Below are 14,136 nucleotides of genomic sequence, written 5' to 3'. Positions count from 1 at the left end.
AGATTTACCGACCTATTTATTATATACTATCATTCTCGTAAACGGCTATTAGCATCTCCGCCTCGTAAATTCTACTTTTTAATTTATCATTTTCCTTTTTAAAGTTAGATTTAAGGCTATCTATTTTATTGTTAACTTCCTTTATCTCTTTTTGTGTTACTCCTATAGAATTTCTAGAAATAGCGTAGGCCGAGAAGCATAAACTTAAGGCAGATATGGTAATTGGAACCCACCAATAAAGAGTCTTTTTGTCAGATGCCTTTTTTACCTTCTGTTCTATTAATAAATCTCTTTCTTTTTGGTCGTAAATAGCTGTAAACCCACCAACTTCTATGAAAGATTTAGTTAAATTGGTTATATAATAAATTTTCCCCGAATCATTCTCATCAAATTGAAAGCCTTGTCTTATTTTGAAATATTTATGATGATGTATAAACATATCTTGAGCAACAATACGGAATTGTTCGAAATTATTAAAAGGGTTATCAAGTGCTTTATATACTTTCTCCGCCTTAGAATTGTCATTCTCTAACAAGTATTCTAATATCCTATCTTTTAATTGTACTGATTCTAATTCATTCATATTATAAAAGTAAAGAATACATTCATAATAAAACTAGCTATATTTGAAACTATGAAAACTACTCATAAATTAAAGAAGTATATAGCTAATTTGGAAACAGCATTAGCTACTATTGAAACAGTTGAAAAAGAAGTAAAGACTGCACTCAGGGCTAATTACAAAAATAAGGTTTTAGGTAAAAAAGAATTTAGAGTTAAGACCAGATATTCATTTAACCAACTTTCCATGATGCTTTATTTCAAAGTGGATGGTAAAGCTGTAATTAAAAATGCATTCGTATTTTACTCCCCTACAATTGTTGAGGACGCTATTGCGACAATTGATAAACAATTAAATCAGTAACCCTTTAACCTTTTGGACCGTCGATAAACTAACCCCGGCTAACTTAACCGTATTCCTTAAAGATTGACCTTTCTTTAAATGTTTAACTACTTCCGGATATTTACATAATACCTCATCCCTACTTTCCTTAGTGCCCCTTGCACGGCCTTTGTAATTTCCTTTTGCCTTTGCTATAGCTATGCCCTCCCTTTGGCGTTCTAACATTGTTTCCCGTTCCATTTCGGCAATATTACCCATTACACTTACTATTAAATTAAAGGCCGGGTTAACCTTTCCCTTTATCATAGATTCGATTCCTAAATTATCTACCTTAAGAGTAACTCCGGCATCCGTAAAAGCTTTAAGCGTGGTTAATATATCCAAAAGATTACGCCCCAATCTATCTATAGCGTGAACAATTACTAAATCAATTTCCGTAGCCGCTATTGCCTCAAATAATTCTTTACCCTTAGTTCTTTGGTTAAAGGGAATGGAGCCGCTACAAACATCGATATAGATTTTCTCGTTAGGATGTTCGTTTATTAATTGTCTCTCTTTGTTTTGATCTGGTGTACTGATTCTAACATATCTTGCTTTTTTGCTATCCATAAAGTAAATATAGATATTGTGTTGTTTTTAGGGTGGGTATTATCAGTATATTCGTTAAAGCGTAAATCTAACAAATCAAATACATAAAATTGTATTGCAATTAGACCATACTTTAATATCAGCATAATTTTTTTATGTAATGAATAATAAATCATCTACAGAACTGTAGCTATTGAAGTTAATTATGTATTTTAAAATTTATAAATGAAAAGATGAAATATGTTTGCGTTTAAAAAATTAGTTTTCTTAATAATTTGTTTATTTTTTCTTCTAAATAGTTTAGGGCAAACTAACAAAAACCACGTAAGGGTTAAAGCATATTATAAATCTGATGGCACGTACGTTCCCTCTCATTATAGAACGGCACCTAATTCTTCAAACAGGGATAATTTTTCGACATTAGGTAATACCAACCCTTATACTGGTAAAAAAGGTCATATCCCTCCCGATTCAAAACCACTATATAAATCAAACTATAATACAAAAAGGACTAGTTCATTTTACAATTCAAATCCAAACTATTCAGATAAAAAGAGAAAGGAAAACAACATAAGCTACACTACCAATACATCCTATAGCAACAATGTTAAAGGTACACTCGTTTTCAATTCAGATGGTAAGGTCAGGAGCACGGACAGCCCTTTTTCGCAAGTCATTGGATATATGAACAAAGGTGACAAACTGAACTTTGTTTCAAATAAAGGAGGCTATTACCAGGTCGATTACAAAGGAAGAACAGGTTATGTCAGTGAGGTCTATACGAAGGTTTACAGCTATCAATATAGCAATAACAATAGTACTTCGAAATCTTATGTACAAAAGAGAAAGGAAAACAACATGAGCTACACTACCAATACATCCTATAGCAAAAATGTTAAAGGTACACTCGTTTTCAATTCAGATGGTAAGGTCAGGAGCACGGACAGCCCTTTTTCGCAAGTCATTGGATATATGAACAAAGGTGACAAACTGAACTTTGTTTCAAATAAAGGAGGCTATTACCAGGTCGATTACAAAGGAAGAACAGGTTATGTCAGTGAGGTCTATACAAAGGTTTATAGCTATCAATATAGCAATAACAATAGTACTTCGAAATCTTATGTACAAAAGAGAAAGGAAAACAACATGAGCTACACTACCAATACATCCTATAGCAACAATGTTAAAGGTACACTTGTGTTCAATTCAGATGGTAAGGTCAGGAGCACGGACAGCCCTTTTTCGCAAGTCATTGGATATATGAACAAAGGTGACAAACTGAACTTTGTTTCAAATAAAGGAGGCTATTACCAGGTCGATTACAAAGGAAGAACAGGTTATGTCAGTGAGGTCTATACAAAGGTTTATAGCTATCAATATAGCAATAACAATAGTACTTCGAAATCTTATGTACAAAAGAGAAAGGAAAACAACATGAGCTACACTACCAATACATCCTATAGCAACAATGTTAAAGGTACACTTGTGTTCAATTCAGATGGTAAGGTCAGGAGCACGGACAGCCCTTTTTCGCAAGTCATTGGATATATGAACAAAGGTGACAAACTGAACTTTGTTTCAAATAAAGGAGGCTATTACCAGGTCGATTACAAAGGAAGAACAGGTTATGTCAGTGAGGTCTATACAAAGGTTTATAGCTATCAATATAGCAATAACAATAGTACTTCGAAATCTTATGTACAAAAGAGAAAGGAAAATAAATCTAAAGAAAGGCTAACCAATAACACATCAATTGAAGTTATACAAAACCGTCCAATGATTGGCGTTATCACTATGCGAACAAAAGCTTTAATTAGAATGAAACCAAATCTTGACTCTGATTTAATAGGTAGTTTAAGTAAAAATTCACAGATTGGTTATTCAGAAATTTTGCCCAACGGATATTACAAAGTCTATTTTAACAATAAAGTTGGCTATATACATAAAATACATATAGATTTAGAAAAATCAAAAAAATAAACTCAAATTGAGCCATTTTTTTTTAATCTGAACTTTCATCTTAATATATTAAGACAATGAGTTTTCAATAAAAAGGGTGGTATAATTTTTTGTGTAGATTATTATATTTTCTGCAGAAAATATAAATTATACTACTTGAATTTACATTTTACCACTTCAAATGAAGATTAATAGAATGCCTACCAATTAATACTTTAGGGGGAGGGGTTTGCTAACCGAGGCCATTCACCAAGGTCAACTCTCAAATTAATCCAAAATGAGTTGAATTCATTATAAGTGATTTTACCGTTAAACCCCTAGAAAGAAGAAATCCAATCAAAAGAAAATGACTTATTTAAAAAAAACCAAAAATTTATCAGATTTAATTTGTTAACCCCTATTATATTTACTTATATTTTTTTATTATTTATTTAGTATTAAATAGAAAAAGCCAGACAAGTAATTTAAAAAAGAACTAAACCATTGATTTTATTGGAATTATATCGACTTCACTTTAAAAACCAGTAAATTTAAAATTAGCCTAACTCCGCTATAATAACATAACAATTAAGCGATTACATTAATATTTACTTCTTTTCACTTTAAAACGAATTTCCGTACCAAATACCTTCTATTTCGGAAAAGCCTAAATTTTCCAACTGATTAGCGTTTTCAGCTATTCTACCTTTTCTATTTGTTATAAATTGCTCTGTATTTATTGGAATATTAAAACGAACTTCAATAATATGTTCCCCTAATTCCTCCCAATAGCTTATTATTATCCGCCTAATATATTTATGAATTAATTCCCGTTTAGCATTAAATGGAATATTATCTCTTATAGAATCTATATCTGTTCTGATATCCTCTGTTATTTTAACTCCTTTGGATAAAAATTGCAACTCATTTTTAAGTTTATTTAATTCTACCTCTTTATCCCCTTTTCGTTGTCTAATTCTTTTTAACTCAGGTTCTATATCAGCTTCTAAAATTTCATCCATTAAAGCCAGTCTAATAGCTTTTTTCCTTTGTTCTGCTAACGATTCTAATTCCTTTTGGATTTTAATACTTTTCTCTTCTAACTTATTTATATTGTTTTGGCTATCATTAATTTCTAAAGAGCTTTTTACAAGTTCTAAAAGCCTATCCCCTTTAAGAAACCGATTAAATATAAAGTCTTCCAAATAATCTATATTAATACCTCGACTTTTGCAATTCTCAGTAGGAATACGTTTACTACTGCAGATATAAGCATTATCTTTTAGGTTTATCCTTTTTCTACCGTACATGTTACGCCCACACTTGCCACATTCCAAAATCCCCTTCAATAAATAAAGATGGTTAACTTTTTTTCCGCTATGTTTTTTATTCTTTGGGAGATTATCATTTACCAGGTGCCAATAGTCTGCATCAAATATTGCCGGACAATCATAATATTCTTTACCCCATTTTCTTTTACCCTTATAAATGGGATTCTTTAGCATATCCTGAACTTGTTTATCACTCCAAATGATATCCTTTTTATCCTTAACTGTTTTTTTACCAGTATATCTATTGGTAGTGGTGAGTGTACCTCCCATAGTACTATATTTGGTAGGCACACCTGAATCGTTTAACCAATTCTTAATAGTTGAACTACCTATGCCCGCTAAAGATTTAGAATAAATCTCCTTAACTATTTTAGCTTCTTCATGGTTGATTACCAAATACCCCCCTTCATCTTTCATATATCCAAAAGGCATTACTTTAGCGTGAGCCTTACCCTCTTTAGCGTTCCTTTTTAAAACAGATTTTATTTTTCGAGCTGTTATACGGGCATAATATTGATTTATAATACTAAGAAAATCCCCCATCATCTCCCCCTCGTCTGATTCAGTATCAACTAATCCGTTATCTGTATATAATAGAACATTATTTTCCTTTAAAAGTCTTTTAAAAATAAAACGGGTTTCAGGAGAACGCTCCAATCGAGATTGATCATAGGCATATACATGTGAAATCTTTCCATCTGCTATATCATCCAACATAGAGGCAAAAGCAGGACGGTCTTTAATATCCTTTGTTCCACTTATCCCTTCATCAATATAAACTTCATATGAAAGATTTAAGGATTTGGCTAATTCGACACCTAATAACTTTTGATCATTAATAGAACGATCTTTACCCTCTATTTTCTCTTGGCTAATTCTACAATATATCGCTAACATATTGCTAAAATAGCTTTTTAAAGCACAATAAATTATAATACTAAATTAAAGGTGCTACGATTTTTTAGAAGAAAAATTTAGGTAATTTGAGCAATTTTGAAAAAAGAGTTTTTAAGTCTCACAGAACTAAACGTAATCTAATCAGTAAAAAAAGAGAGGATTATCAATTTTGTTGAAGTCTGAAGTTTCACAGTATTTAGTTAAATTAATTCTCTATTTAGTTTATTATGCTAATAGCAACAATTTACTAAGAATAAAATTTAATAAGCTTATAAACCACAACTAATAATTAGTTCGTTAAATTACCGTGTTTAATCAAAAGGCTAGTTATACTTTTTACAAATCACATTTAATAATTTCAAATAGTTTAAGTACAGCATTGGATAGTTTTCGAAGATATATTTAATAAAAAAGATAAATTGAAAATTTGTTACAAAGTTACTAACGTAAATTTTATAGATAAAGCGTGTTAATTTAGATTATGAGGATATTTGAATTTAGTAAATTAGAAAATTGCGACTTAATTATTGATGCTATCTATGAAGGTGGAAATAAAGGAAATGTTGGAGATGATCCCATTAATAAAATATTACCAGTAGGTAATCAAGGTGGATTCAGATATGCAGGAAGTCTTAATTCACTAAAATATATAATTTTATATACATCTGGTGAGAATATTGATTGGCCTGACACAATAGATACCGAAACTGGGATATTTCAATATTACGGTGACAATAAAAAACCTGGTCACGAATTACACGATACAAAGAAAAATGGAAATACTATTCTAAAAAATTTATTTGAATCACTTCACTCTAATGAATCACCGAGGGCAAAAATTCCTCCAATTTTTATATTTAAAAAACACCCAACACAAAATAGTAACAGATCTGTTCAATTTAAAGGCCTATGCGTTCCAGGTACAACTAATAAAAATCAGCTAGAAGATTTAGTTGCTATTTGGAAAACCACAAATGGCCTAAGATTTCAAAATTATTCAGCGTTCTTCACTATTCTTAATATTGCCAAAATTTCTAGAAAATGGTTAGATAATCTTGACAAAAGATTTATTGATACAGAAGTAGAGCCATTGATCTTTAATCAATGGAAAAAGAATGGCCGATATTCTCCATTGACTTCTCAAAAAACAGTAAGTATTAGAACAATAAACGAACAACTTCCCGATAACAAAATTGAATGGAAATTATTAGAGGCTATTTTCGAATATTTTTCTAGTGAGCCAATTCTATTCGAGTATTTAGCTGCAGAAATATACAGGATGACCGATTCCAAAATTATAATTGATGAAGTTACCAGAGGAACAATTGACGGAGGACGTGATGCTATCGGAAGAATAAAACTAGGACTAAATGATGACCCAATTTTCGCTGAGTTCGCTATTGAAGCTAAATGCTATAATCCAGGGGTTTTAAATAAGAAAATAAATACTGTTGGGGTTAAGGAAGTCTCAAGAATTATTTCTAGAATCCGTAATAGACAATTTGGTATTTTAGTTACTACATCCGCAATTGCTAAACAAGCTTATGATGAAGTAAGAACAGATGGCCATCCTATAATATTTATAAGTGGAAAAGATATTGTTAAAATTCTCTTAGAAAAAGGAATTAACACCATTCCTATTTTGAAAGAATACTTGAATGAAAATTTTAAAAAGCAAAGTGAGTGAGTAATAGACTTTGGAAAGCTATAGTGTTTTAAATGTTTTCTATATCAAATAAGCTTATAGAATTAATTTAAGACACATATCTAATTAATAATCAAATATATAAGATTAATTATGTTAGACTAATTTAAAATAGCCACATTATACACAATATCATCAGATATAGTATGATGTGGGCTCCTGAACGGTCTTTGGCTCATAAGCCCCATATTCTTGATCTTACCTACCACGCTATGAATTTTGGTAGTTTCCAATGCTTCGTGTAAGGTCATTGGTGGCAGAATAGAAGGTAAGCGTTTTGCTAACATGGTTTTACCTGCACCAGGTGGTCCTATCAATATAATGTTGTGCCCACCAGCAGCTGCAATTTCCATACACCTTTTAATACTTTCTTGCCCCTTAACATCAGAAAAGTCGAACTCAGGAAAATCTAAGCTTTTATAAAACTCTTCTCTAGTATCTATTATAGTCTGCTCAAGCGAAATGCCTTGATCAAAAAATTCCAAAACTTGTTTAATATTATCTACCCCATAGACTTTTAAATCTCCAACTATTGCAGCCTCTTTTGCATTTTCCGTTGGCAGAATAAAACCAGCAAATCCTTCTTCCTGTGCTTTTATTGCAATTGGCAATGCTCCTTTAATAGGCTGAAGGCTACCATCTAGGGACAGTTCCCCCATGATGATATACTTTTCTATGTCCTCAGATTTTATTTGACTAGAGGCTGCCAAAATTCCTATGGCCAAGGTAAGATCATATGCCGAACCTTCTTTTCTAAGATCGGCCGGAGCCATATTTATTGTGATTTTTTTACCTGGTATTTTATAACCATTATTTTGTAGTGCCGCTGCAATTCTATAGTTACTTTCTTTGATGGCATTATCCGGAAGCCCTACTAAATGATATCCTATACCTTTATTTATATTTACTTCTACGGTAATCGTTGTGGCCTCAACACCAAATACGGCACTCCCATAAACTTTTGTAAGCATTTTTAATCCTTTGGCTTAAATGTAAGGATTTCTTTGCTTTTTTTAATTTCCTCTTCATTCATCATCATTTTACGAAACTCACCATTAACATACATTTCTGCCTGATCCCTATAATGTTTGCTTAATGGATTACCAGATTGCCCTGTTGGTAAAATACTTATACTATTCTCCACATCTGAAAAATCTATTACCCTTCTTGTTGAGGGTCCTGATGTCGTCTTATAAAAACCAGTATCATCATAAGCAAAGGCCAAGTTATTTATTACCTCCCTAGAACCATGTATTGGAAAAGGTCCCACATTGAAAAAAGATCGTAAAGCCGCTATTTGACCAATTGGATGCCCGTGTTCAATGGAATGTACACGTTCCCACCGCCATTGATTTACGTTATTACCAAAATCTTTTTCCAAAGAAGCAATTGCCTCCATAAAAGATAGATTCACAATATCTTTCATGTTCTCAGATACGTTGGTAGTGTTTACATTATCCCACCACACAGAATTTTCATCTTTGGATAAAGGAGCAATCAGCCTTTTCATAAAATGAGTGCTTAAAAATTGATTGAACAACTCCTCATCCAATTCATCTTCAAAAGTATTCTCCAATAAGTAGTAGATCCATCTATTATAAACAGTAGCCTCTATGGATGATAAATTATAATCTCCGGACCACATCTTTAAACTATCAATAGCCTTTAATCCGTTTTCGCTTAACAATGATACATCTAAATATTTAGCCAAATTAGAAACTATATCTGGTTCTACAGATGATATCACATCAGTTATCATCTCACTGGCTGCAGATATATCCCAATCGTCTTTAGGCTCCAATAAACTTACAATTCTCTTACCTCTATTCTCTGGTAAATAATAACCAGGATACAACATACCGGCAATAGAATCTGGTTGGTTATTGGCGGAATACACAAAATTACTTGGCGGATTTATAGCCTGCGGATTCTTATTAAAGTCTAACAATTCTTTTTCTAATGATAGCCCTTTATTCACTTCATAAATAAGTTTGGTGTTTACAGAGTCGGGTATCTTATAAAGTTGGGCCGTGGCAAACCATGCTACATTACCCTCATTATCTCCGTACATAATATTTAAACCAGGCGCATGTATTTTTGGAAGCGATTTTTTAAATTCCGCTAAGTTATTTGAATGACTTAAACCATATAAGGCATCTATAACCTTATTCTCCATTTCTGTGTAGACCCATAACATTGCAATTGGTCTATCTCCTTGAACTTGATCGGCAATTCCGTTTAAGATCGGACCATGATCTGATCTTTTATAAGAAAACTGAACATCATCAGCGTCTTTAACATGAATTGTTTTGTGTACAATTTCATAATCTACATAGCCATTCTTAGAGAGATACTGATTCTCATTCGCTGGATTATTCTGCTCATAATAAAAATCAACATCATCATTTTCAAACATGGTAAGTCCGTAGGCCAATTTTCTATTATGTCCCAATAATGGAAATGGTATACCTGCAATATGATATCCATATTTGGAATAAGTAGGTGTTTCCACATGAGCTTCAAACCAAACGGATGGTTGAGAAAAACCAATGTGCGGATCATTGGCAAAAATTACCTTTCCGTTCTTTGTTTTTTCAGGTGCAATTACCCAACTATTACTTCCCTCGAACAAAGGAATATTCAATACACTTAGGGCTTTAATAACAGCGGCAGTAAGATTATTTTGGATAGTATCTTTGGGTGCAGGGTTATAGTTCTTTATCCATTCGGTATCCACGGTTGAACCTACATGCAGATCTTTTAAGTATTGAGGACCCAAATTGGCATTTATAGAAGTTAATAATGGATCTGTTTTGTGCGCCATTGCAAAACTAAAGGCCATGTAACCAATAGTATTATAGATATCCTCTAAAACAAATTCTCTCTTATCTATACCGGTTAAATAGAACTCTACCGGTGTTGGACCTTCATTTATAAATTGATTGATACCGTCCAAATAGGCTTTAGCTAAAATAACACCTTCGTCATTTACATCTATCTTGGATGCCGTTATCTTAGAAGCATCGGCAATTCCTAATGATAAAAAAAACTTATCTGTACCAATAAGGTCTTTACCAAACACCTCAGAGAGTCCGCCACTCGCAATTCTTCTTAACAGTTCCATTTGCCAAAGACGATCTTGGGCATGAACATAACCTAAAGTTCTAAATGCGTCTTTTTCGTTTTCACCGTAAATATGAGGAATTCCATAATCATCATAATAAACATTTACAACTTCTTGAAGACCAACTAATTTCTTTTCACCGGAATAGTCTGGTTTTAGAATGTATGCAAATATTCCGATAATAATTATCAGAAGGGTAACAAGTACCAACAGGAGTGCTCCTATTTTTTTTAATGTTCTCATAGTTTCTTTGGGGGATTATCTCTCCCAATTTAAAACTATTTTTTACATAAAACGTCTCAGAACTCTGCTTTTTATTGACAATTAGTCAACATCTTACAAAAACGATACACTATTTATTATTCCTTAATCCTTCTAACAACCAATTTTTATAGGTTGGAATATCAGAATTTTGAATAGAAGTGTTGAGCACTTCTAAATCAGGAGAAAGCAGCACATAAAATGGTTGGGAAATTGAACCAAAATTCACATCTTGAAAGGTACCCCATTTCTGGGCAATGTTGTTAATTTCCTTTACTCTACCACTCTCAAATTGAAAATTGAACTGTTCATTTTCAGGTAGCTCTTCCCTATCATCCGTATATAAAGAAATTAAAATATAATTATCTTTTATGATCGGAAAAACTTCGGAATCGCTCCAAACATTCTCCTCCATTTTTCGGCAATTTACACATGCCCATCCCGTAAAATCCAAAAGAATTGGTTTATCAACCTTTTTGGCATATGCCAACCCTTCATCAAAATCCTTAAAACAATCTATACCTAAAGGGCAATCGCTTTCTTGCTCAAAAATGCTATAAAATTCAGGAGGAGGAAAACCGCTCAACAACTTAAGGTTAGTAATTTTAGTTACGCCTAGTATCATATAAAGCGTAAATGCAGCACTTACAAAGGCAGTTACTTTTCTTCCTAGTGACAACTTTTTAACCGGGCTATCGTGCGGAAATTTATACATACCAAATAAGTAGAGTGTCATTGCGATACCTAATATGATCCAAATGCCCAAAAATATCTCACGCTTTAGAATACCCCAATGCCCAACTAAATCTGCATTAGACAAGAATTTAAGGGCAAGTCCTATTTCTAGAAACCCTAATACTACTTTTACGGTGGTCATCCATCCACCAGATTTAGGTAATGAATTTAACCATGCAGGGAACAAAGCAAAAAGAGCAAAAGGTAATGCCAGTGACGCACCAAAACCTGTCATACCCGCGGTAAGGTTAGAAGCTACTTCACCTTCCGCTAAAGTAGTACCGCCCAGTAAGCCACCCAAAATAGGACCTGTACAGGAGAACGAAACAATAGCCAAGGTCACTGCCATGAAAAAGATACCTAAAACACCACCGACCTTAGAAGATGCAGCGTCCATTTTATTGGCCCAAGAGCTAGGTAATGTCAATTCATAATACCCAAAAAATGAAAAGGCAAAAAATATAAAAATCAAAAAGAACAGCAAGTTCAACCATACATTGGTGGCTATGGAATTTAAAATTTGAGAATCTACAGAATCAAATAAGTGAAAAGGTAGACTCAATAGAAAATAAATAAGCACTATGAAGAATCCATAGAGCAAAGCATTAATTATCCCTTTCGATTTTTTTTGAGAGTGTTTGGTGAAAAAAGATACGGTCAACGGAATCATTGGAAATACACACGGGGTCAATAAGGCTATTAATCCCCCAAGAAAACCAAGTCCGAATATGACCCAGATATTTGTACCTGTAGCAATGGTGTCTTGACCCTGCGTTAACAGTTCTCTATTTTTAAGGTCTAACCGCAGCTTTTGGCCTAAAGCTAAACTTCTATCATCAACAGTGTTTATAATTTCAGCTGCAGAACCATCTAAAGTAAACATGAACTTTTTGTCCATAGGAATGCAAACTTCTTTACAAACCTGAAAAAAGAGATCTACATCTATCTGATTGATTTCAGGGTCCAATATTTTAATTCTTTGTGTAAAAGTGGCCTCATCTTTAAAATAGGTTTCTTCTACTTCAAAAATTTCACTGTATTCCTTTATTGTTTCGCTTTCCAAGGTACCATCTATCAATTCATAAATTGTACCGTTGCCATTATAGGTGAATTCACTTGGCAAAGAACCAAATTCTGACGTAAACTGAGAGTACATGTGCCATCCGTCAAGAATTTTAGCCTGCATTACCAGTTCATATTCCGTATCCGAAATCTTATTGATTTGCTGTTCCCAAACTACGGGTTCATCTTCGGTTTGCGCAATAACCTGTAATGGCATTACAGCTATAAAAAATAGGAATGCAAAAAATCTAATCATTTAATATCTATTTTTAAAATCTCTTGGGTGGTATCTACAACCCTAAAACGGTGGTCTGCACGCATGCCTACAACCCAAACAATTTGCTCACCTGAACATAACAGCCAAGTTTCTTCTTTAGACAAAACATCAACTTTCTCGTCTTTAAAATACTTGGACAACTTCTTTTTTCGATTTAAACCTATCGGATAAAAATAGTCGCCACTTTTCCATTTTCTTACGGTCAGCGGATACTTTAAAGCACTTTTTTGAACGTATATTTCATTCTTTGTATTATCATAACGTTCAGAAACCTTTGTAAATTTCAAGTTGATCGGAAGATTCAAAGGTACTTTATCCTCAGGAATTAAGAACTCATCAACTACGGATTTAGCATCGCTTTTTGAGGTCAATAATAATACATTTCGATTCTTAACAAGGATATGGGTGTTAGATTGGAGTTGTTTACCGGATAAACCGTTTAACAAACCTTCTAGATTGTCCATTTCTTTAAATCCATATGAACTGAACAATGCATACAAATAAGTAGGCAATGGCTGTAAGTCCCTAAGCTTATCAATTTCTATTTCTACCTTACCATCTTTACTTACAAATAAAGCTTTCTTCAACTTTAGTAGATAAGCGGAGGCTATTGTTTCCGTTTGGTATAAATATTGAAGGGTATTTTTAAAATTTTCGGAAAAAGTAGGATGAAGTTCATTCAACTTAGGAATAACCTCTAATCTTATTTTATTACGTAAATACTTAATGTCCGCATTACTGGCATCTTCACGCCAATTTAAATTTTCGGCTTTCGCAAAGTTTTCCAACTCTTCTCGAGTATAAGGCAACAATGGTCTTCTTAAGTAATTAATTTTCGCTGGTATACCCGTTAAACCATCAATACCTGTGCCTCTAGATAAATTGATCAAAAAAGTCTCAATATTATCATTTGCATGATGTGCCGTTAAAACATACTTGCCTGCATCTTGTTCCAGCAATTGATTAAACCATGCATATCGCAATTCACGCGCCGCCATTTGAACCGAAACCTTGTGTTGGTTCACATAGCCCAAAGTATCAAAATGGGTGACATGCACCGGTTTATTTAAGTTATTTGCTAAACTTCTAACAAAGGTTTCATCTTCATCACTGGCATTTCCGCGTAATTGAAAATTACAGTGTGCAATTGAAAATTGTAACTGTACCCTATAACATAATTCTACCAGTATGGTACTGTCAAGACCTCCACTACATGCAATTATGAAGTGATTTTCCAACAATTCCGGAAAAGAAATTTCTATATGTTCCTTGAACGTTTTTAGCACGCCATAAAGGTAAAGAAGTCCCACAATT

At 33.0% G+C, this 14,136-nt stretch carries 9 protein-coding genes and 1 pseudogene; 3 read left to right on the top strand and 7 right to left on the bottom strand.

The annotated features are described in order from the left end of the window. Positions 1 to 19 precede the first annotated feature (19 nt). Positions 20 to 583 carry a hypothetical protein gene (locus YQ22_RS15805; protein ID WP_071341959.1) on the bottom strand — a complete coding sequence of 188 codons (564 nt, stop codon included), beginning with the start codon at positions 581 to 583 and terminating at the stop codon, positions 20 to 22. Positions 584 to 634: 51 nt separating this feature from the next. On the opposite strand from YQ22_RS15805, the gene YQ22_RS15800 reads away from it, so the two are divergent. Beyond that, positions 635 to 925: a hypothetical protein gene (locus tag YQ22_RS15800; protein WP_071341958.1), complete on the top strand. Its 291-nt coding sequence runs from the start codon at positions 635 to 637 to the stop codon at positions 923 to 925. Here the strand turns inward: YQ22_RS15800 and YQ22_RS15795 are convergent. Then, positions 914 to 1,513, bottom strand: coding sequence for a recombinase family protein (locus YQ22_RS15795; RefSeq protein ID WP_071341957.1), 600 nt, complete (start codon positions 1,511 to 1,513; stop codon positions 914 to 916). The genes YQ22_RS15800 and YQ22_RS15795 overlap by 12 nt on opposite strands. Before the next feature lie 219 nt (positions 1,514 to 1,732). Here YQ22_RS15795 and YQ22_RS15790 point away from each other — a divergent pair, with 219 nt between their 5' ends. Beyond that, positions 1,733 to 3,472, top strand: coding sequence for an SH3 domain-containing protein (locus tag YQ22_RS15790; protein ID WP_071341956.1), 1,740 nt, complete (start codon positions 1,733 to 1,735; stop codon positions 3,470 to 3,472). 581 nt (positions 3,473 to 4,053) lie between these two features. Here the strand turns inward: YQ22_RS15790 and YQ22_RS15785 are convergent. Next, entirely contained in the window at positions 4,054 to 5,658 is a 1,605-nt protein-coding gene (locus YQ22_RS15785; RefSeq protein WP_071341955.1) for a recombinase family protein, read from the bottom strand. A 481-nt stretch (positions 5,659 to 6,139) separates the two neighbouring features. Between YQ22_RS15785 and YQ22_RS15780 the strand changes: the two genes are divergently transcribed. Next, positions 6,140 to 7,345 carry a restriction endonuclease gene (locus tag YQ22_RS15780; RefSeq protein WP_071341954.1) on the top strand — a complete coding sequence of 402 codons (1,206 nt, stop codon included), beginning with the start codon at positions 6,140 to 6,142 and terminating at the stop codon, positions 7,343 to 7,345. 152 nt (positions 7,346 to 7,497) lie between these two features. Here the strand turns inward: YQ22_RS15780 and YQ22_RS15775 are convergent. The 4 genes and pseudogenes from YQ22_RS15775 to tilS form a co-directional block, all read right to left on the bottom strand. Then, positions 7,498 to 8,334 (bottom strand): annotated as a pseudogene (locus YQ22_RS15775) (YifB family Mg chelatase-like AAA ATPase); the annotation flags it as partial. A gap of 2 nt (positions 8,335 to 8,336) precedes the next feature. After that, the gene (locus YQ22_RS15770) at positions 8,337 to 10,730 is read right to left on the bottom strand and encodes a penicillin acylase family protein (protein ID WP_071341953.1); all 2,394 of its coding nucleotides are present in this window, start codon (positions 10,728 to 10,730) and stop codon (positions 8,337 to 8,339) included. A 109-nt stretch (positions 10,731 to 10,839) separates the two neighbouring features. Next, a complete protein-coding gene (locus YQ22_RS15765; protein ID WP_071341952.1) occupies positions 10,840 to 12,801 on the bottom strand; it encodes a protein-disulfide reductase DsbD family protein in 1,962 nt (653 codons plus the stop codon). Further along, positions 12,798 to 14,132 (bottom strand): tRNA lysidine(34) synthetase TilS, encoded by a 1,335-nt coding sequence (gene tilS, locus YQ22_RS15760; protein ID WP_232231224.1) that lies wholly within the window; start codon positions 14,130 to 14,132, stop codon positions 12,798 to 12,800. The genes YQ22_RS15765 and tilS overlap by 4 nt, the downstream gene beginning before the upstream one ends. Between the last annotated feature and the right edge of the window lie 4 nt (positions 14,133 to 14,136).

The organism is Maribacter sp. 1_2014MBL_MicDiv (assembly GCF_001865655.1).
Classification (GTDB): domain Bacteria; phylum Bacteroidota; class Bacteroidia; order Flavobacteriales; family Flavobacteriaceae; genus Maribacter; species Maribacter dokdonensis.
This window is presented reverse-complemented; position numbering and strand designations above follow the sequence as displayed.